Origin of the sequence: Dactylosporangium sp. NPDC049525, from assembly GCF_040676755.1 — a bacterium.
Classification (GTDB): Bacteria; Actinomycetota; Actinomycetes; order Mycobacteriales; family Micromonosporaceae; genus Dactylosporangium.
In genome coordinates, this window is record NZ_JBFAPO010000053.1 from 1 (window position 1) to 20,760 (window position 20,760).

Sequence of the window (20,760 nt, forward strand, 5' to 3'; positions counted from 1 at the left end):
GGCGGACCGTCCACGGCGGGGTGGCGAGGACCGCCGGGACCGCGCCGGGCGCGGCGACGGGACCGGCGTCGACGTGCAGCAGCGCCCGGACCCGCGCCGCCGCCGGCTCTCCGAGGTCCGGCAGCAGCCGGGTGGCGCGGGCCGGGTCGGCGCGGACGTGCGCGGCGAGGAGCACGTCGACCGTGGGGTGCGCGGGGCCTTCGGCGAGGCGGCGCACCGCCCGGTCCGGGAACCGGCGGATCGCCGCGGCGAGGGCCGGCTGGACCGGCCGCCAGCCGGAGCGCTCCGCCAGCGCGTCGAACGCGGTGTCGGTCGGGAACGCGGCCAGGATCCCGGCCGTCCACGCCACCGGGTCGGCGGACAGCGCCTCGGTGCGCAGCAGGTGGAGCAGGACCGGCTCGAGGTCCGGCCCGATCGCCGCGGCGAGGGTGAGGATCGTCGGCTCGTCCCAGAACAGCCAGTGCGGCGCCACCACCCGCAGCAGGACGTCGAGCTGCCCGCGGGTGCCGGCGGCTGGCAGCAGCAGCCGGCAGAACGTCTCGTCGGTGGCGTCGGCGAATGTCGCGCAGTCCTTGTCGACCCAGGTGGTCACGGTCGGGGCGAGCAGCGACGCCGTCACCCGGCGCAGCGGGCGCGGGTCGTCGCGCAGGGCGGCGAGGTCGGCCACCACCGCCGCGTGCTCGTCGGCGTCGGCGGCGGCGAGGTGCGCCCGCAGCCGCAGCGCGAGCCGGGTCCAGATGTCACGCAGGAACGCCTGCCGGGGGCTGTCGGGGGCGGCCCAGGTGACGAGGTCGGTCGCGCCGGTGCGGCCGGAACCGGCGTACAGCCCGGCGACCTCGGCGACGACCCGCGCCGTGTGCCGCACGCCGGCGCCGGACACCCACACGTCGACCAGCGAGTCGAACGCCGCCTGCGGTGCGCGGGCCGTGCGCCGGGGCAGCGCGGCGACGGCGACGGCCGCCCCCAGCGGTGACGCGGCCGCGGGGCGTGCCACGAACTCCAGGCCGGCGGCCGCGATCGGCGCGGGTGTCTCGGGGTGCCCGAGGACCGCCGGCAGCCGCGCCACGGTCCGGTCGAGCTCCCCGGCGAGGTCGGTGTCGACGGCCGGCGCCACCGTCAGGGCAGGCCCGGGGGCGCCGCGACGCGGGACGACGTGCCGCGACCACGCCGCCGGCACCTCGAACACGTCCTCACCGGAAACGCCTGCCATCACGAGCCCCCCGTCGCTCGAACCCCGACGGCGCCACCATAGCGAGACCCCCCGACAGAAAACGGGGCGTTGTAGCGTACGGATCATGTTCAGTGTTCCACTCGCCGAAGGGGCGGACCTGCGGCCGCTCGAGCCGTGGCAGGCCGCGGAGTTCCTCGCGCACATGGACCGGGCGCGGGCGACCGTGGACCCGTGGATCGCGTGGGCCGGGGTCAGCACCGACCTGGACTCTGCCACGGCGACGCTGCAGCGGTACGCAGATCTCGCCGCCCGCGACGCCGGCAGGCTGTTCGGGATCTGGCTGGACGGGACGCTCGTCGGGGGCACCATGTTCGTGGCGTTCGACGCCGAGGCGGGCACCTGCGAGCTCGGCTGCTGGCTGGAGCCGGCCGGGCAGGGCCGGGGACTCATCACCCGCGCGACGCGGGTGCTCATCGACTGGGCGGTGCACACCCGCGGCATCCACCGCGTCGAGTGGCACTGCCGGCCGGACAACGTCGCCAGCAGTGCCGTCGCCCAGCGGCTCGGCATGCGCCTGGACGGTGTGCTGCGGGAGGTGTACCCGTACCTCGGCGTCCGCCACGACCTGGAGATCTGGTCGCTGCTGGCAACCGAGGCGCGGCAGGCCGGCTGACACAGCGAAGGGCGGCGGCCCGGGTGGACCGCCGCCCCTTTCCAGCTACGGCAAGGACCGCGAGGAACGCTCCACGTCGGAGGACCCCGACGATGACTCCGGCGGCGAACCGGACTCCACCGAAGGCGGCGGCGATTCGGGCTCCGGCGGGTGGCGCAGGCTGAACACCACCGACGCCGCCAGGACGACCACCACGACCGCCAGGCTGACCAGCGACGGGATCTCCGGGATCGCGGTGCTGATCGTCTTGTGCGCGGCCTGCAGGATCAGCTTCACGCCGATGAAGGCGAGAATGATCGCGAGGCCCTTCGACAGGTACCGGAAGCGGTCCAGCATCCCGGCCAGGAGGAAGTACAGCGCTCGCAGGCCCAGGATCGCGAACGCGTTGGACGAGTACACGATGAACGTGTCGTCGCTGACCGCGAGGACGGCCGGCACGCTGTCGACGGCGAAGACCAGGTCGGCGGCCTCGATCGCGACCACCACGACCAGCATCGGGGTGGCGACCCACTTCGCGGCCTTCTTGACGAAGAACCTCGCGCCCACGTATTCGTCCTGCACCGGCAGGATCTTGCGCACCAGCCGGACGGCGACGTTCGTGCTCGGGTCGTAGTCGTCCTCGCTGTCCTTCACCAGCTTGTACGCGCTCCACAGCAGGATCGCCGCGAAGACGAACAGCACGACGGTGAACTTGCTGATGATCGCCACGCCGGCCGCGATGAAGATCGCCCGGAAGATGAGGGCGCCGATGACGCCGTAGAACAGCGCGCGGTGCTGGTACTGCTTGGGCACGGCGAAATAGCCGAAGATGAGCGCGAACACGAACAGGTTGTCGACCGACAGGCTCTTCTCCAGCAGCCAGGCGGTGGTGAACTCGACGCCGGCCTCCGCGCCCAGGGTCGCCCAGACCAGGCCCGCGAACGCGAGTGACAGCGTCACCCAGACCGCGCTCCAGCGGGCCGCCTCGCGGAAGCCGATGACGTGTTCCTTGCGGTGGGCGAAGAGGTCGACGGCGAGCATGACGACGACACCGATGCCGAACGTCGCCCACAGCCAGATCGGCACATCGAGCATGATGCCTCCAGATGGTCACTCGTCTGGGTTCCAGCGTCGCTCGTGATCGGGGTGCCGCGCCGGGTCCGTCACCGGACAATCCGCCCGGCGTACGTTGCCGACGACCGGCAAAGAAGGGCTCAGCCCTCCAGGGCCGTGGCGGGCCAGTCGAGCAGTCTCGCGGCCGTCACCGCGGCGTGCAGGGTGAGCCGCTCGGCAGGGTCGGTCGGGTCTCTCCCGATCAACTCTGCCACGCGCGCCAGGCGGTAGGTGACGGCCCGCACCGACAGGTTCAACCGGGCCGCTGTCTCGGTCGCCACGCAGCCCGTCGCGTAGTACGCGTCGAGGGTCTCGATGAGGTGACCGGCGCCGCCGCGGGCCCGGGTGAGCGGCGTCAGGGTGCTGCGGACCAGGTCGTGGACGGCGGGCAGGTCCTGCAGCAGCACCCGGTAGATGGTGAGGTCCCGCGCGTCGACGACGGGCTGCTCCAGGCCGAGGCGGTCGGCGAGGTCCAGGGCGTACCGGGCCTCGTCGTGGCTGGTGCGCACCGCCGCCGCGCCGATCCTGGGGCTGCTGACCGCGCCCCGCCACGAACGGGTGTCGCGCCCCGCCCTGGTCTGGCTGTCCAGCTCGCGCACGACGACGTCACGCACCGACTGGACCGCGGCGGCGTCGGGCGCGGCGAACACGCAGACGAGATCACCCGACCGGATGAGCACGAGCGGCTGGGCGTCGCCATGGCGGCCCTGCAGCGCCCGTTCGAGGCGCCCCGGGGTGGCGGCCGTGTCGGGGCCGCCGAACCCGGCCGGCCGGCGGACGACGAGCACGGCGACCGGCCCGGACAGCGTCAGCCCGATGTCGGCGGCCGGCCCGGTCGCCTCGATCGCCAGCTGCCCGCCGGCGAGCAGCGCCTCCATCACGTCGTGCTTGACCGACTCCTGCAGCCGGATCACGTCGGCGCGGGCGAGCTGGAACCCCTCCACGAGCGCCGCGACGCCGTCGTCGGCGGCCCGCAGCACGGCGAGGGCGGCACCCCGGACCCGTTCGGCGTCCCCGGCGGCCACTTCCGGCACGTCCCGCCACAGCCGCCACGCCGCCGACAGGTACAGGTCCACCAGCGCGCGCAGCGCCACCCCCTGCACCGCCGCCCGCCGCCCGGACGCCGCGCACGCCTCCAGCTCCCTGCGCCGCAGCCGCCGGGAGGCGTCGGTCGCCGCGACGACCGCGGGCAGGAACCCACCGAGCAGCGCCGGGTCGACCCCACCGGCGTCACCGGACGCGGCGGCGGCGATCCGGTCCAGGTCGGGCACGTCGCCGTGCGACCGACGGGCACCCACCATCCGCTCACCCCACAAACCGTCCGCCCGGGCGAACCAGGCGCAGAAGCCCGGGCGAACCAGGCCCAAGAAGCCCGAGCGGCCAGGCCCAAGCAGCCTGAGCAATCAGGCTACAAGCCGGTCAGCCGCGGGCGACGCCGATGCCGAAGAGGACGGCGATGCCGAGGGCGCTGCGCGGGGCGTACGGCCCTCGCCACAGGCCGCCGTGCGCCGCCGCGTACGCCTCCTCCTGCCACGGGTGGGTGCCGGCGGGGCGCGGGGCGTGCAGGTCGTGCACGAGCAGTGCGGCCATCAGCGTGTTGCTGGTCGCCGGTTCGAAGATCTCGATGCCGAAGCGGTGCGCGCCCGCGTACGCGGCGGCCAGGAGCCGGTTCTTCAGCACGCTGCGGGTGCGGGTGGCCGGGGCGACCGTCAGCGACACCGTGGCCCCGGCGGCGCGTTCGTGTGCCGCCCGCCACCGCTGGAGCCGTTTGGCAAGGGCGTAGTTGGGGCCCTGCTGCGGCACGAGGCTGTCGTTGATCCCCGGGTACCGGCCGGCGGGGTAATTGGGGGCGAGCAGCCGGCCGCCGCTGAGGACCCGCAGCGGGCCACGGAGCCGGCCGACGCCTTTCGCGCCCGCGTACCGGCGGCCGGACTCGTCGACGGCGTCGTCGGGCACGGCGAACACGTCGGTCGGCGTGGCCAGGAACGCGAGGGCCAGGTCGGGGCGCAGCGAGCGCAGCCGCACGGTGAGCGCGTCGACGGCCATCGCGACCCGGACGTTGAGCGGGCCGTCGGCGTACACGTAGTTGCCCAGCACCGGCGCGCCGTCGACGTCGCCCAGCCAGTCCGCGACCCGGCGCAGGTCGTGCAGCAGGTCCGCGCCGGCCCGCTGGTGCAGTTCACCTTCCGCAGCGCCGGCGACGGGCACGTGCAGCCGGCCGCCGGAGCGGTGCGCGGTCTCCAGGAGCCGCTGCCAGATCGCGGGCCGGGGCAGGTCGACGGCGACGACGTCGGCACCCCAGCGCAGTAGCGCCGTCAGCGGCCCCATCTCCGCGCCGGCGCCGAGCACCACGACCGGCCGGCCCTCCAGCGCCAGCCACTGCGGGTTGGCGGCGACGGTGCGCAGCGCCTCCGCGCACGACACCTCGATGACGCCGCCGGCGACCCAGGCGTCCAGTTGCCGCTCGAGGCTCGCGCCGTGCAGTCGTTCGCCCCGGTACGGCACGACGAGCTCGCGCCGCACCTCCCCCGACCCCGCGACGGTGACCGTCCGCAACGGGTCACCGGCCGGCGCGTCGAACGCGGCTTCCAGGGGTTGCTCGGCGGTGTCGGGGCTCATCCGGTACCGCATCCGCGAACGCAGCGCCGCGAGCCCGTCGGCGGCCACGGTGAGTGCCGCCTCGCGCGAGGGCAGCCCGGCCTCGACGAGCCGGTGGAAGTGCCGCAGGTAGTCGCCGCGCCAGTCCCTGGTGGCCGCGGCGTCGGCGGCCCAGTCGGGTGCCACGGACCGCAGCGCGTCGGCGACGACCGCCCGGCCCAGCGCCGACGTGCTCGGTTTCCCGTCGACAGTGGGGATGACGACCCCCGTGGGGACCTGCGGCGCGTCGCTCATGGCGGACAGTGTGCACCGCAACCGCGAAGGCCGCCCAGGACGGGGGTCCTGGACGGCCTTCGGCACCGGGGGGTGGCTTACTTGACGGTCACGTGCAGCGCCGGGGGTGGCTACTTGACGGTGACGGCGAAGCGCGGGTCGGCGGCGATGCGCTGGAACGCGGTCAGCGCCTGCGGGGTGTCGTCGACGCGGATGTCGTGGCCGGACTGGTCGCGGGCGGTCTCGAAGTACACGAGGCCCTTGATCGCGGGCATCGCGGCCAGGTCACCCAGCACCGTGTCGAACACATTGGCCTTGTTGACGCCGGCGACCTTGGCGGACGAGTCGTACACGCCCCACTCGGCGACCATGACGGGCTTGCCCGGGTGCTTCGTGGTGGCCCACGTGTAGAAGCCGGGGTACTTCGAGGTCTGGTTGCCGGTGGTGCGGTTCATCAGCGAGGTGAAGTCACCGCTGTGGAAGCCGCCGGGCTGCGCGTTGAGGTAGGAGTCCACGCCGATCCAGTCGATGACGTCGTCGCCCGGGTACAGGTCGGCCCACCACGGCGAGTTGTTCCACTTCTCGTAGTTCATGTACGCGATCGTCGACACGGCGTTGGTGACGCCCGCGGCGCGCAGGCGCAGGATCGTGTGCCGGTACATGGCGGCGAAGTCCTTGGCGGTCATGCCCGACCCGGCCTTCGGGTTGACGTCGTTCTCCGGCTCGTGGTGCAGCACCAGGAAGAACGGCTTGGTGAAGTTCGCCTTCAGGTAGGCGGCCTCCTTGTCGATCCGGGCGTCCTGGGCGCCGGCGGCGACCTTCGCCCAGGTGCTGCCGTAGGCGACCTTCCAGTTGAGCATCAGGGTGCGGGGCTTCACCGGGTCCGCGGTCATCGCGACCTCGTCCTTGGTCGGGAAGAGCTCGTTGCCCTTGTGGTAGGTGTGGTAGATCGCAGCGGTCCGGCCGGTCTTGCGCTCGAACGTCTTGAGCGCCTCGTCCCGCGCCACGTCGGAGAAACCGCCGGCGGCCGCGCCCCACAGCACCCCGCAGGACGGGACGAGCTTCGCGTTCACCGTGCACTGCGAGCCCGCGGCCGTGGCAGCGTCGGCGGCGAACGCGGCCTGGCCGGTGCCGGCACCGGCGAGCACGCCGGCTGCGAGGACACCGAACGGCAGGAGCCGGCGGACGGCACGACGGATACGGTCGGAGTTCAGCGTGGCGAACGTCAAGTCGAATCTCCCCTGTCTTGGCGTCGGGCCCCGGCGGCCTGACCTCCATAAGATTCCGGGGCGGCCGGAGCGCCCCCGGTTCGCCGCGGGTTGCCGTTGGGGTGCCCGCCCCACGCTCAGACCGTCCACAGTGGACATCCATTCGGGGGACGCCCGAGGGGCCCGGGATGCCCGGAGGTTGCCGGAACGGTGCCGCCACCGGCGGATGTGACCCCGGTGGGGCGTTGCGACCGCGGTGCCCGGATCGAGGTGCCGCGCAGCACATCGGACAAGTGCGCACGCATCCCCACAGACCGGCCGCACGGGCACGCCGGAACGCGGGTGCGGCCCCTACACTCCTCGCGATGATCACCGGCCGGTTGCGACCTGGCCGGCCGCACCGGGGAGGAACATTGACGTTCGCATTGACACGGCGCTCCGCCATGCTCGGCGCCGTGGCCGCCACCGCGGCGGTGGCCGCGCCCACGCTCACGCTGGGGCAGCGGGCGGCGCGGGCGTCGACGGCCGGGCTGCCCGGCCGGATCACCTTCAAGCGCGGCTCGGACATCTGGATCGCCGACGCCGACGGCAAGAACGCCCGCCTGCTCGTGGCGGGCACGCTGATGGGTTCGGGCAACTGGGCACCCGACGGCAGCCGCTTCGTGTACGCGTCGGCGAACCACGGGCCGTCGTCGATCCGGCCGGACGGCACCGGCAACCAGTCACTCACCCCGGGCACCGGCGGCGACTCCGTGTTCGATCCGGTGTACGCCTACGGCGGCCGGTACGTCATCTACAGCAACTTCTCGAAGCTGTCGATCGTCAACGCCGGCGGAACCTCACGAATCGGCGAGCAGCTGATCAGCGTGCCGGATGACGGCAGCTACTACGGCGGCGCCGCAGTCGCGAGCGACGGCACCGTCGTCTTCCACCGGTACTTCGTTGGCAACGGCGTGCCCGACATCTACCGCATCGACGGCTTCACCACGATCACGAAGATCATCGAGCGGGGGATTGAGCCGGACTTCTCGCCGGACAGCACGAAGATCGCGTTCCGCCGCACCACCGACGGCACCCTCGAGAACCAGATCTGGATCGCCAACGCGGACGGCTCGAACCAGGTGCAACTGACCACCGTCGCCAACACCGGCAGCACCGCGAACTCCACCCCGGTCTGGTCGCCCGACGGCCAGTCCATCCTCTTCAGCAGCGACTCGCTGATCAAGCGGATCGACGTGGCCAGCAAGGCCGTCGTCACGATCACCGAGGGCTACGGCCCGTCCTGGCAGCCGGTGACCACCAACGTCGTCGAGCGGGTCTGGGGCCAGACCGCGCTGGAGACCGCGGTCGCCACGTCCCGGTACAACTGGGCCGACCACGGCGTCGACGACGGCCTGCGCGCGCCGGCGAAGGCCGTCGTGCTGTCCCGCGACGACCTGTACTTCGACGCGCTCGGCGGCTCCGCGCTCGCCGTGAACAAGCAGGGCCCGCTGCTCATCACGCCGAGCGACTGGCTGCACCCGTCGACCCAGGCCGAGCTCCAGCGCGTCCTCGGCGGCTCCGGCACCGTCTACCTGCTGGGCGGCACCGTCGCTCTGACGGCGAAGGTCGAGATCCAGGTCAAGGCGCTGGGCTACCAGATCGTGCGGCTCTGGGGCCAGGACGAGTACGCCACGGCGGTCGCGGTCGCGAAGGCGATCACCCCGAACCCGGACGCGGTCATCGTCGCCACGGCGCTGAAGTACTACGACGCCCTCGCCGCCGGCGCCGCCGCGGGCGCGAACCCCGGCACCGTCATCGTGCTCACCGCCGGCGACGCCATGCCCGCGGCGACCGCCGCGTACCTCAACACGCTCAACCCCGACTACCAGGCCGCCGGTGGCACCGCGATGATCGGCGTCGGCGGCCCCGGCGTGCGGGCGCTGCTCGGCGGGTACCAGAACAACCAGATGCCGAGCTGGCCGGACGAAATCGACTACTTCCCCGTCTTCGGCGCCACGGAGTTCGAGACCGCGATCGCGGTCGCCGAGTTCTTCTTCGACCCGCCCCGCACCGCCGCCGTCGCCACCGCGTCGACCTGGTACGACGCCCTCACCGGCGGCGCGATGATCGGCGCGAACCTCGGCCCGCTGCTGCTGTCCACGCCGGGCACGCTCAGCGCCGCGACCCGCGACTACTTCGCCCGCAACTCCTCGTCGCTGAAGTACGCGACGCTGCTGGGCGGCCCGCTCGCGCTGAACGACGCTCTCATCGCCCCGCTGGGCAACGCCATCGGGGTGCCGGGCAACTACGAGTACGTCCAGTACACCGAGACGTTCACGCCGGCGGCCCTGCGGGCGAAGACCCTCACCGCCGGCGGCGCGCAACGCCACGCGCTCGCCGGCGGCAGGTCCGGCACCGCGATCCCCGGCACCAAGCGGCGCAGGCCCGAGACGGCCGGCGGCTGAGCACCCCACCGGGCTGGTGTGTCGTGGACGCGCCGACCCGGTCGGTATCGTTGCCGCCATCACCGACGGCAGGAGACCGCGTGCACATCCGATTCGACGTCCCGGCGGACCCGGCGTACGCCGCCCGGGTCGCCACCGTGCTCAGCGACGTGTACCTGCGCAAGTACCGGTACATCGGCTTCGGGCTGATCGCCGTCGGGCTGGTCGGGTTGTGGGTGCCGATCGGCGGCCGGGACTTCGACGCGAGCCCGATCTTCACGATGATCGTGGTGGTCGGCGTGCTGTCGATGCTGTTCCCGGTCTGGGCGCGGTATGCCGCCCGCAAGCGCCTCGACGGCCTGGCCGTCGACGGCGGCTACGACATCAACGACGACACCGTGACGATGCGCAGCGGCACCGAGCACGGCGACCTCGACTGGGACGACGTCACCCGGGTGACGGAGTTCCGCGGCTTCTGGGTGCTGTTCACCGGCCGGACCCCCTACACGGTCATCCCGCAGCAGTTCATGTCCGCCGCCGACCAGGAGACCCTGCGCGGGTTCCTGGCCGAGCGCGACAACCTCCCCAGCTCCCCCGCCTGACCCACCTGACCGCCTCCGCTGACGTCAGACCCTTCGGGTGCAGGTGAGCGTGATCGTGGTGTCCGTCGGCACCTGCGCGCCGGCGGCCGTCGACTGCCGCGTCACCGTCCAGTTCTGCGGCAGGACCACGTCGGGGTCCCCGGCGTCCTGAGAGCCGAACCGGACGTCGCTGAACCCGAGCCGCTCCAGCTCGATGCGGGCCGCGGCCGCGTTCTTCCCGACCAGGACCGGCACCACCGCCCGCACCGCCGCCCCGGACGTCGCCGTCGCGGCGGGTGCGGTGCCTGCCGCCGGTGGTGTCGTGGCGGGCGTGACCGCGGGCGCCGGGCCCGACGAGGTGGTCGCCGCGCCGCCGGTACCCCCTGAGTCGACCGCTGCGGACGTCGCCGCTCCCGCGGCCCGGTCGCTCCCACCCGGGTCCCGGCCGGCGACCGCCAGCCCGGCCGCGACCGCCACGACCACGATGACCGCGACGACTGCGCCGACGACGACCCGGCGCCGACGCTGCCACGGCGCGTTGGACGGCTGCTCTGGAGAGGTCACCGCCGGATTCTGCCCCGCCCGCGCCGGCACGGCAATCGGGGGACGAGCGGGGCAGCGAAACCGCCGATCCGCGCTCTAAGCTGTGCCGCCCTCATCACTCCACCCCCGGAGGAAACCCCTATGTTCACTGCCGCACCACCGCTCGCCGCGCTCGAGATGAGCGCGGGCACCGAGCTGGCCTACGTCGGCCTGCTCGCGCTGAGCGGCGTGATCCTGCTGATCGTGGGCGCCATCGGCCTCGGCCTCAAGTCGACCGGCCAGCGGGTGCTCAACCTCGTGCTCGGCGTCGCCTTCCTCGGCTACGCCGTGTACATCCTCGGCTTCACCGGACCCGGCGACACGATCATCATCGCCTGGTACGTGTTCGTCGTGCCCGTGCTGCTGATCATCAACGTGGTGAAGGCGGTCCGCGCCCGCAACAACGCGTAGCACGGCACCGGCCGTCCGTCCGGCACGGCGGACGGCCGGCCCGGGCTCAGCCTGCACAACCCGGCCTTTATGACCGGCCGTCACTACCCAGCCTTCACGACCCCAGCCTTCACGACCCGGCCTTCGGCACGGTCAGCGGGAGGTCCTTGCGGTCGGGGGTGCGCAGGTCGCCGTCGAACACGCGCAGCGCGAAGGAACCCTCGCCCGGCACGGGCCACCCGAACACGAACTCGACGGACTGGTCCCGTCGCTCCTCGCCGTCGGCGAGGTGGAACGCCGGATACCGCTCGGGCGCGCGGACGCTGCCGTCCGGCATCACCAGCCGCAGCCCGTCGGGGCCGACACCGGCGTAGCGGGTGCCGCTGTAGGAGACGTTGAACGAGCAGCCGATCGCCCGCTCCTTCGCGCTGACCTGCCGGTGCGCGTCGAGGAAGTCGCCGCGCAGCTCGCAGGTGACGTCGGTGAACGTCAGCCCGTCGGTGACGACCCTGGCTGGTGCCAGGATCTGCGCGGGCGGCAGGGTCGTGACGGCGGCACCGGCCTTGAACGGGACCTGCGAGGTGAGCCGGTCGTTGTCGCCGACGGTCAGCACCCCGTCGGCGAGGCGCACCGCGCCCCTGACCGGGAACGCCATGACGGCGTCGGCGTCCGAGCGGGCGCCGACCCGGCGCGTCTCGACGTAGTTGCCCTCGACCGCCGTGTCGCCGAACCGCACCGTCATCGGGACCGTGATGTGCAGCAGGTCGGCGTCCTCCCGCCCGCGGTTGCCGACCTTCAGCTCGACCCGCACGGGCCCGTCGGCGCCCGGCTCGTAGGTGACGGCGACGAAGTCGATCCGAAACCCGGCGTAGAAGGCGGTCTTGTCCAGTCGCAGGCTCTGCTTGCCGCCGTTGCCGGCGCCGTTGCCCGCGGTGCTGCCGGCCGTGCTGCCGGAGGAGCGGTCGCCCTGCCCGTCGTCGGACCCGTCCCAGTCGTGCTGCCAGGCCAGCAGCAGCGCCACGACGACCAGGACCGCCACCGCCGCGCCGACCGGTCCGGTCCGGCCGCGTCCCGGCGTGACCACGCGGTGCGGCACCGCGGCCGGCGGCGCCCCGTGCCACCCCGGTGCCTGCGGCGGCTGTGTGGACGAGGGCGCGGGCGGCGGCTGCGCGGGCGACGCGAACGGCGGCGGGGTGGTGGTGGTCGTCGTCGTCGCGTGGGTGGCCGGGGGTGGGGCGAGGGGGTGGGCCGAGGTGCTCGGCAGCACGGCCGCGGGCGGCACCGGCTCCGGCACGGCCGGGACGTGCACGCTGCCCAGCGCGACGACCAGCTCCGGCTGCTCGACCAGGGTCGGCGCCACCGCGAAGCGCCGGTGCAGCAGCGTCGCGACGAGGGGGATGCGGCTGGAGCCGCCGACCAGGTACAGCCCGTCGAGCCGGGCCACGCCGGCCTGCGCGGCGAGGGCGGCGAGCACGTCGACCGTCCGTGTCAGCCAGGGCCCGGCGACGGCCTCGAATTCCTCCCGCGACAGGTACGCGTCGACCTCGAACCCGGGCACCCGCACGACCGTCGACGCGGCCCGCGACAGCTGCTCCTTCGCGCCGCGCACGTCGTCGCGGAACGCCTGCAGCACCCGCCGCCCGGCCGGGTCCGCCGGCTCGACGAGCCGCCGCCAGCGGCGGGGTTCGCGGGCACCGACGGTCGCGCCGAGGTGATCGACGAGCGCCGCGTCGAGGTCGATCCCGCCGACGTTCTCCAGGCCGGTGGTCGCCACGACCGACCAGCCCGGCGCGTCGTGCCGCAGCAGGGTGACGTCGAACGTGCCGCCGCCGAGGTCGTACACGGCGACGACCGCGCCCGCACGGACCGGACGGGACAGCCCGGCCGCGTGGTGGACCGCGGCCGCGACCGGCTCGGGGACCAGCGACACGTCCGGCAGCCCGGCCCGCCCCGCCGCCCGCAGCAGCACGTCGCGCCGCCGCGCGGCCCACGACGCCGGATACGTCAGCACCGTGCGGGCCGGCGGCCCGCCGAGCACCCGGGCGGCCTCCGCCGCGACCCGCCGCAGCGGCGCGGCGACGAGCTCCTCGACCTCGTATTCGACGCCGCCGAGCAGCACCCGGCCCTCGTCGACCCGCAGCTTCGGGTTGGGCTCGAACCGGCTCGGGTCCTGCAGCGCGCCACGCTGCGCGTCGCGCCCCGTGAGCAGCCCCCCGTCGGGGGCGGCCGCCACGGCCGAGACCAGCAGCGGCGAGGCGTCGAAGAGCAGCGGCGTGTCACCGAGGACCGCCACCGTGTGCGTGGTGCCGAAGTCGATTCCCAGCACCGTCCCACCCAGAGGTGTCACGGCCCGTGATGCTAGCCGACGCCCACAACCCCGCCGGGGCGCCGAACTGACGTCACGCGCCGGCGGCCGCGGCGGGTCAGGCGCTGATCAGGGTGAGTGTGAGCGTCGCGGTGTACGTGCCCTTCGGTGCCGTGTCCGGCATCCACAGCGCCATGCCGGCGGCGATCTGCTGGACGCCCAGGCCGCTGCCCTGCGGCGCGGCGGCGAGGACCGTGCCGGGCTCGGCGAGGCCGGTGCTCGACGCCTGCTGCAGGGCCGGCGCGGCCGGCGGCCCGGCGACCGGGGCGCCCTCCGCGTCGCTGCCGAGCGGGACCAGCGCGGGCGTCCAGCCGAGGTTGCGGGCCGGCACGGTCGTCGCGCCGTTGACGAAGTCGGTGGCCTGCCCGGCGAGGGTCCACCCGGGCATGCCCGGCCGGCTGTCGTCGACCGAGACGCCGCCGAGGGTACCGGTGAAGACCCACGCGTGCCGGTGACCGGTCGGATCCGTCGCCTGCGCCGGGTGCCCCAGGACGAGGTTCGTCGGCAGCGGCGCGTACCCCTGCACGCCGAGCGCGGCCTGCACGCCGAGCGCGGCCTGCCCGCCGAGCGCGGCCTGCCCGCCGCAGATCGCGTGGTCGAGGAAGTCCGCGAAGGTCTGCCGTTTCTCCGAGGTGATCCGCTGGTCGTTCGCGGCCGTCGGCAGGACGGCGTACGTGTACGACGACAGCGGGTAGGCCCGGCGGTCGGCGTTGGTGTAGACGTCGTCGAGGCGCTGCATCAGGTACTGCGCCACCCCGTCGGACCCGTTGAACGCCACCGCCGCACCGCGCCGCGGGAAGAACTCCGTCGCCGTCGCGTCGCCGCCGTTGAACGGCCCCCACAGCTGCGGGAACCGGGCGGCCAGGTACGCGGTGAACTGGGCGCTCTCGTCGGAGCCCTCGGCGTGCAGCACCGGGATGATCGGCACCGGCGGGAACCGCCGCCCGTTGTTGTCCGCGGTGACCGCCGGGTCGCTCCAGTCGGTGATCTGGTTGGTGAAGGTCTTGGCGATGGTCGCCCCGGACAGGCGGAGGTCACGCACCTGCCGGTCCCCGACGACGAGCCGGTACGACAACGCGGTGCCCCCACCGAACAGCGGCACGTAGGCGTAGGGGCGGCTGCCCGGCCGCACCGGCCCTCCGGTCACCGCGAAGTCGGTGGCGAACGCGCGGACACACACCCCCGCCGGGCCGCCGGGTGGTCAGCAGGGGGCGTTGGACGCGCCGTTGCCGGCCTTGATGAGGTACCGCCCGGCGGGCTGGGACAGCACGTACGTGACGTCCCAGCGGGTGCAGGTCTCCGCCGGCCGGCCGACTGGGCCCTTGCCGGAGTCCTGGCGGCTGCGGAACGTCAGCCGCGCCTGCAGCACGCCCTTGCCGGTCGTGTCGGCCGCCACCGACCGCAGGGTGATGTCGTCGTCGTAGCTGGTGGCGACGTCGTCGCTGAACTTGGCCACCGACTTCGGGTTGTTCGGGTTGACGATGCCGGCCGGGTCGTAGACCGACAGCGCGGCGGCGTAGTCGTGGCTGTTGATCCCGGTGAAGTACGTGTCGAAGACCTGCGCCACGTCCCGCGCGACGGCCGGGTCGAGCCCGTCGGCGACGGTCACCACGCCGACGGACCGGACCGGTTCCGGGGCTGTGGACTGGTACTGCGGCGTGAGCTCGTCCACCGGCGTGGAAGCGGCCCGGGTCCGGGGTGCCGTCGTGACCGGGTCCACCTGGGCCTGCTCCGCGACGGGCGGCGGCCCGGGCTCCTCGTCGTCGCTCCTCGTCGCGACGGCCCGGAACCCGACCGCGCCGACCACGACGACCACGATCGCGAGCAGCGGCACCAGCCAGGGCCGCCGGCGGGTCCGCGGGATGCCCTGCACCGGGACGGGTTGCGCCACGGCGCGCCGCAGGGTGACCGGCTGGTCCGGCACCTGCTCCGGTGGCGGGGCGGCGGCCTCCGGCTCCGGCCACGACGCCGGCTCCGGCCAGGACGCCGACTCCGCCCACGACGCCGGCTCCGCCCACGACGACGCCGGTTGCGGGACGGCGGGCGGCTCCGCCCACGACGCCGGTTGCGCCCACGACGACGCCGGTTGCGGGGCGGCGGGCGGCTCCGGCCACGCCGCGCGTGGGGCGGCGGCGGCCGGCCCCGGCGGCGGCTTCGTCATCACGACGGCCGATGACGGTTGGGGCGCGCCGCAGACCTCGCAGCTTTCGACGCCGGCATTGCGGGTGCCGCAATCCGAACAGGTCCACATGCGCTCAAGGTAAGCGCGAGGTCACGTTGAGCGGGCATCGGTCGCATCGGCAGAGATGGCACGTCGATCGTCGTCGCCGGCACCCGGACGGGCACCGTCACGCACCGTCCGTCCGGGCGCACGAACCGCCACGACGATCTGCGGCCCCGGTCCCCGCACGGCGGCGGGGGCCGGGGCCGGGGCGGCTGCGGCTACTTGGGGGTGGTGGGCGAGTCGAGCCAGGTGTTGATCAGCGCCGTGAAGTCCTTGCCGGTCTGCTTGTTGACGAAGGCGATGAACGACGCCCGGTCCTGCGTGGTGTTGCGGTGCTGCTGCGCCCACTCGCGGGCGAGGGCGAAGAACGCGTCGTCGCCGAGCTGCTTGTGGATCTGGTGCAGCATCAGCGCCGGGCACGTGTAGACGTTGCTCTCCGCGAAGTTCTCCGCCTTCGGGCTGCCGGGCGGGCCGAGCTTCGCGCGCAGGCGGCTGTCGACGCCGCGGGCCCAGTCCTCCCACTGCTTCGCGGTGATCTTGTCCCGTTCGTTGGAGTGCAGGTGCTGGACGTACGTGGCCCAGCCCTCGTTGAGCCACAGGTCCGTCCAGCTGGTCGGGCCGACCGTGTTGCCGAACCAGTGGTGGGCGTACTCGTGCAGCAGGTCGTCCTCGAAGTACCGGGCGATCTCCGCCGTCTTCGTGGTGCCGTAGTCCGGGGTGCCCATGGTGACCATCTGCGCGGTCTCCATCGCGGACGCCGACGGGACCATGACCACGCCGCCGCTGGCGAACGGGTACGGCCCGAACCGCTGCTCCAGCCACGCCAGCAACTGCGGCGACTTCTTGATCACCGGGAGCAGCTTGTCGTCCGTGCCCTGCCGGTACCAGTAGGTGAGCGGGACGCCGCGCGGCCCCTCCGCCGTCTCCTTCTGGTACTTGCCGACGGCGAGCGTCGTCAGGTAGGTCGCGACCGGGTCGGCGGCGACGTACCGGAACGTGTTGCCCTCCTGCGGCTTGGCGGCGCCGGTGGCCACCGCCGACCACCCGGCCGGGACCGTGACGGCGATGTCGTAGAGGGCCTTGTCCGACGGCTGGTCGTTCGACGGGTACCAGGTGGACGCGCCGTACGGCTCCTGCATCGTCCACAGCCCGCCGTCCTTGGCGACGGTGAGCCCGAGCGGCTCGGTGTCCGTGCGGTGCGACGGCATCGGCACGGTGGCCGGCGTCCCGTGATACTTCACGACGAGCGTCGCGTACGCGTCCTTGGCGACGGTGCCGGGCACGGTGAGGTCGTTGTCGGCGATCGTCCCGGCGACGGTGGCGCCGTTGAGCGTGACCCCGTCGAGGGTGTACGCCTGCGTGAAGTCCAGCCGGACCGCCGTCAGGTCGCTCACGGCCCGCAGCCGCAGGGTCGCCGTCCCGGTCAGGGTCTTGGTCTCCGGCGCCCAGTCCAGTTCGAGGCCGTAGTGCAGGACGTCGACGTCGGCGTGCCCGTACGCCGGGTACAGCGGATCGGCGACCGGCGTGGACCGCCCGGCGGCCCAGGCGGTGTAGTCCGGACCGGCGGGGCTGGGGGCGGCCGTGACGCTGGGGCTCGGGTCGGTGGTCGGGGACGGGTCGGGTGAGCAGCCGGCGATGAGGGCAACCAGCGGCACCGCGAACAGAAGGGGTCGGCGCACCGCAAGATCGTAAACACGAGCGGCCCTCGCCTGCTGTCCCGCCGGGTGGCGGTCCTGTGGAGGTTCGGTAACCGTTCGGTGCCGGATCGTCCCGCCGGGTCCGGGACTGGGACTGGGATCGCACGCTCGCCGCGGTGTGCGAGCCGGGAAACCTGCTCGGCCGCTGCGTCGGCGGCCCGCAATGAAACACCGCGCATCAGGTCCTGGACGGTCGCGCACCCGGTGCGGGCCGGGCACGCGACCGCATTTCCGTGGAGGCTTGTGGCCACACCTGGCAATCGGGTATGGTCTTGCCTACGCGGCGTTACTCGCGACTAGAGGAGTTTTATCCAAGTCGTTACTTCGATAATGACGGGCACCACGATGGCCGCTACGTAAGTGGCTGCTGCGAGAAATCCTAAGATCACCGCGCCAATGTAGATCACCGGCGCCCGCAGTCGTCACGTTGCGCAACCACGAGTGGGTTGCAAATGGTTTAGATGAAGTTTAATTCGTCAATTCATTCATGTTTGCAGGAGCCGGCGGCGTAGTTCGCCGACGACCGGGTCGTCGAGGTCCTCGGTGAGCCGGAGACCCTCCACGCGGGCCATTCCCGCCGCGCGGCTCCGGCCCGCCGCCTGCAGGACGTCGGCGAGCACCGCGGAGGCCCGGCAGCGCAGCAGCGGGTCGTCCAGCCCGGCGCCGATGGTCAGCGCGCCGCGGGCGCTGCGCTCCGCCTCGTCGAGCCGTCCCAGCAGGCGTTCGACGTCGGCCGTGGTCGCCAGGATGTCTCCTAGCGCCGCTTCGTCCCTGGTCAACGAGTGCAGGTCCAGGGCGAGCCGGCAATGCCGCAGGGCCGCCTCGTGCCGGGCCGTCTCCAGGTAGAGCGTGGCGAGCGCACCGTGGGTGACGGCCTGCCCGCGAAGGGACTCGAGCCTGACCCGGAGGTCGAGCGCGCGCAGGTAGGCGGTGGCGGCCTCATCCTGCCGGCCGCTCATGCGGTGCGCGTCACCGAGCCGGTGCAGCGCCGCGGCCTCGGTGTGGTGGTCGGCGCGGGTGTGGGCGATGTCGACCACCTGGCCGAGCGTCTCGGTCGCGGCCGCGACGCGGTCCAACTTCAGGTTCACCGTGGCCAGGTTGTGCAGCATGTACGTCACCGCGTCCTGGTCGCCGGCGCGGTGCGCCATCTGCAGCGCCTCCTCGAACAGCGTGAGCGCCTGACGGTAGGCGTGCAGCGCGAAGTGGGCCGACGCGAGGTTGCTGGTCGTGCCGATCCGCCCGACCGGATGGCCGTCCCGCTCCGCGGCGACCTTGGCGTTCGTGAGCAGCTCGAGCATGTCGCTCTGGCGTTCGAAGCGGTCGAGGATCTCGTACATCACGCTCGGCAGCTGCCACGCGTGCCGGTGGAATCCGTTGTCCAGGGCCCACCTTGTCAGCACGGCCACGTTGTCGCGTTCGGCCTCGCACCAGGCCATCGCCTCGGCCGTGGTGCCGAACGACTGCGGTTCGGGGTCGGTGGGGCCGGGCAGGTCCGGGACCGGCGGCGAGTTGGGTTCGAGCCGCGCCGCGGCGTTGGCGGCGGTCAGGACGGTCCAGTCGAGGAGGCGGAGCATGGCGGCCCGGCGCCGCGGTGCGGGCTCCTCCTCCGCGGCCCGGGCGGCCGCGAACCGGCGGACGAGGTCGTGGAACCGGTACCTGCGCACGCGTTCATAGCTGATGAGATGCGTCCTGGCGAGCGCGTCGAGCAGCCGCTGGACCTTCGCCGGCGGCACCCCCAGCAGCGCGCCGGCCGCCTCGGTGGCGATGGTGCGGCCCGGGTGCAGGCCCAGGACGCGGAACGTGCGCGCGAGGTCCGGCGCGAGGGCGGTGTAGGACCAGGCGAACACCACCGCCAGGCTGGCCTCCTCGTCGCCGTCGCTGTCCATCAGGTGCCCGGCGAGGTCCTCGACGAGGTCACCGATCGGCACGCACGGGCGCGCCGCCACGTGCTCGCCGATGATGCGGACCGCCAGGGGCAGGCCGCCGCACAGCCGTGCGAGCGACTGGACCGCGGGTTGCTCCGCCCCGGCCCGCGACGGTCCCACCATGCGGCTGAGCAGGGCGACGCAGTCGGGCTCGGGCAGTGGCGCGACCGTGATCGCGCGGACCCCGTGCCGGACCACCAGGCCGGTCAGCCGGTTGCGGCTGGTGATGACGGTGACGCAGGTGCCGGACGTGCTCAGCAGCGCCCGGGCCTGGTCGGAGTCCAGCACGTTGTCCAGGACGATGAGCATCCGCCGGCCGCTGAGCAGCTGGTTGAGCCGGTCCCGGCGCTGCTCCAGGCCGACCGGGACCCGGTCCGCGGGCACGTCCAGGGCGCGCAGGAACCGTCCGAGGGCCTCGGCCGGGTCGACCGGCGGGGCGTCGCCGTAGGCGTTGGCGTCCAGGTACAGCTGGCCGTCCGGGAACCGGTCGCGGCGGTGATGCCCCCAGTGGATCACCAGGGTGGTCTTGCCGACGCCGGGCATGCCGGAGACCGCGACGACGCTGCCGTGCGCGGTCAGGTCGTCGAGCTCCGCGAGCAGCTCCTGCTGGCCGACGAAGTCGCCGACGTCACCGGGCAGCTGCCGCGGCCCGGCCGCCGGGTCGTGCGGCGCCGGCCCCGCCTCCCGGTCGGCCCGGGCCGGCGCCGGTGACCCGACCGCCGGGTCGGTGCGCATCTCCCGGCGGAACCGGCGGCGGAAACCGGCGATGAACGCGCGCGCGTCGTCGTCGTGCCCGGTGGCGGCGAGGGCGGAGACCCAGTGCCGGGCGAGCACCTCGTCGAGGGGGTTGGCCCGCAGCAGGGGCTCCAGCCGGGCGAGGGCGGCATGGTGCCGGCCGGTCCGGACCTGGCCGCCTGCCAGGGCCTTCTCCGCGTCGAGCAGCTCCTCGCGCATCTGGCGGCGCAGGTGCTCCGACGGCGCGCCGTGCAGGTCGGCGAGCGGCTCGTCGCGCCACATGCCGACCGCCTCCTCCAGCAGGTCGACCGAGCGCTGGGACTCGTGCCCGCTGGCCCGCGCCTCGCGCACCAGCCGGCGGAACCGGTGGAAGTCGATCAGGTCCCGGTCGACCTCCAGCCGGTACGCCTGCATTCCGGCCGTCCTGACCAATGCGCGGGGCAGGTCCACCCGGTTCAGGACCGCCCGGATCCGGCTTGCCATTGAGTAAAGGCTGCCGCGATACTCCTCTGGATCACCGCGATCCCACAAATGCTCCACGATGGTGTCGACGGCGACCGGTTCACCGACGTGATAGAGCAACAGGGCAAGGAGCCCGCGCTGCTTCGCGGCGCCTATCGAGATCCGCTCCCCGCCGGCGTGCAACGCGGTGGAGCCCAGAATCACAAACCGCACCGACCGCCCCCTTTGCTTGCGTCGACCCCCGTTCCATTGTGCGGCAACCGTGCAGTTCGTAACCGATGGAATTGGCGTTGCTCAAGATCCGACAAACCGCATCCAGTGGACATTCCTGCGCATTGCAAGTTACCTGCAATGTAAC

Annotated in this window: 14 protein-coding genes and 1 pseudogene; 4 read left to right on the forward strand and 11 right to left on the reverse strand. The window is 73.4% G+C overall.

Translation table 11 applies throughout. The features are described from left to right. Window positions 1-1,210: pseudogene (locus AB0K00_RS44705) on the reverse strand (hypothetical protein); the annotation flags it as partial. Window positions 1,211-1,295: 85 nt separating this feature from the next. Here AB0K00_RS44705 and AB0K00_RS44710 point away from each other — a divergent pair. Beyond that, window positions 1,296-1,844, forward strand: a complete 549-nt coding sequence (locus AB0K00_RS44710; protein ID WP_363534786.1) for a GNAT family protein — start codon at window positions 1,296-1,298, stop codon at window positions 1,842-1,844. A gap of 45 nt (window positions 1,845-1,889) precedes the next feature. Here AB0K00_RS44710 and AB0K00_RS44715 read toward each other — a convergent pair whose 3' ends face one another. The 4 genes from AB0K00_RS44715 to AB0K00_RS44730 form a co-directional block, all read right to left on the reverse strand. Then, window positions 1,890-2,918, reverse strand: coding sequence for a TerC family protein (locus AB0K00_RS44715; RefSeq protein WP_363534789.1), 1,029 nt, complete (start codon window positions 2,916-2,918; stop codon window positions 1,890-1,892). A gap of 119 nt (window positions 2,919-3,037) precedes the next feature. After that, entirely contained in the window at window positions 3,038-4,237 is a 1,200-nt protein-coding gene (locus AB0K00_RS44720; RefSeq protein ID WP_363534792.1) for a helix-turn-helix domain-containing protein, read from the reverse strand. 118 nt (window positions 4,238-4,355) lie between these two features. Then, window positions 4,356-5,828, reverse strand: coding sequence for a hypothetical protein (locus tag AB0K00_RS44725; protein WP_363534795.1), 1,473 nt, complete (start codon window positions 5,826-5,828; stop codon window positions 4,356-4,358). 110 nt (window positions 5,829-5,938) lie between these two features. Beyond that, a complete protein-coding gene (locus AB0K00_RS44730; RefSeq protein ID WP_363534798.1) occupies window positions 5,939-7,036 on the reverse strand; it encodes an endoglucanase in 1,098 nt (365 codons plus the stop codon). 392 nt (window positions 7,037-7,428) lie between these two features. Between AB0K00_RS44730 and AB0K00_RS44735 the strand changes: the two genes are divergently transcribed. Continuing rightward, complete coding sequence (locus AB0K00_RS44735) at window positions 7,429-9,462, forward strand: cell wall-binding repeat-containing protein (RefSeq protein WP_363534802.1); 2,034 nt, start codon at window positions 7,429-7,431, stop codon at window positions 9,460-9,462. Window positions 9,463-9,542: 80 nt separating this feature from the next. After that, window positions 9,543-10,043 carry a YcxB family protein gene (locus tag AB0K00_RS44740; RefSeq protein ID WP_363534805.1) on the forward strand — a complete coding sequence of 167 codons (501 nt, stop codon included), beginning with the start codon at window positions 9,543-9,545 and terminating at the stop codon, window positions 10,041-10,043. Window positions 10,044-10,067: 24 nt separating this feature from the next. Here AB0K00_RS44740 and AB0K00_RS44745 read toward each other — a convergent pair whose 3' ends face one another. Continuing rightward, entirely contained in the window at window positions 10,068-10,586 is a 519-nt protein-coding gene (locus tag AB0K00_RS44745; RefSeq protein ID WP_363534808.1) for a PASTA domain-containing protein, read from the reverse strand. A 120-nt stretch (window positions 10,587-10,706) separates the two neighbouring features. On the opposite strand from AB0K00_RS44745, the gene AB0K00_RS44750 reads away from it, so the two are divergent. Continuing rightward, the gene (locus AB0K00_RS44750; protein WP_363534811.1) at window positions 10,707-11,015 is read left to right on the forward strand and encodes a hypothetical protein; all 309 of its coding nucleotides are present in this window, start codon (window positions 10,707-10,709) and stop codon (window positions 11,013-11,015) included. Between the two features lie 109 nt (window positions 11,016-11,124). On the opposite strand, the gene AB0K00_RS44755 is transcribed toward AB0K00_RS44750, so the two are convergent. The 5 genes from AB0K00_RS44755 to AB0K00_RS44775 all read right to left on the reverse strand — a co-directional run bounded on the left by AB0K00_RS44755 (window position 11,125) and on the right by AB0K00_RS44775 (window position 20,615). After that, window positions 11,125-13,341: an Hsp70 family protein gene (locus AB0K00_RS44755; protein WP_363534814.1), complete on the reverse strand. Its 2,217-nt coding sequence runs from the start codon at window positions 13,339-13,341 to the stop codon at window positions 11,125-11,127. 76 nt (window positions 13,342-13,417) lie between these two features. Further along, window positions 13,418-14,506 carry a hypothetical protein gene (locus AB0K00_RS44760; protein ID WP_363534817.1) on the reverse strand — a complete coding sequence of 363 codons (1,089 nt, stop codon included), beginning with the start codon at window positions 14,504-14,506 and terminating at the stop codon, window positions 13,418-13,420. A 54-nt stretch (window positions 14,507-14,560) separates the two neighbouring features. Beyond that, window positions 14,561-15,610 carry a zinc finger Ran-binding domain-containing protein gene (locus AB0K00_RS44765; RefSeq protein ID WP_363534820.1) on the reverse strand — a complete coding sequence of 350 codons (1,050 nt, stop codon included), beginning with the start codon at window positions 15,608-15,610 and terminating at the stop codon, window positions 14,561-14,563. Window positions 15,611-15,801: 191 nt separating this feature from the next. After that, window positions 15,802-17,262: a M1 family metallopeptidase gene (locus AB0K00_RS44770; protein ID WP_363534823.1), complete on the reverse strand. Its 1,461-nt coding sequence runs from the start codon at window positions 17,260-17,262 to the stop codon at window positions 15,802-15,804. A gap of 503 nt (window positions 17,263-17,765) precedes the next feature. Continuing rightward, window positions 17,766-20,615, reverse strand: coding sequence for a BTAD domain-containing putative transcriptional regulator (locus AB0K00_RS44775; protein ID WP_363534826.1), 2,850 nt, complete (start codon window positions 20,613-20,615; stop codon window positions 17,766-17,768). Window positions 20,616-20,760 lie beyond the last annotated feature (145 nt).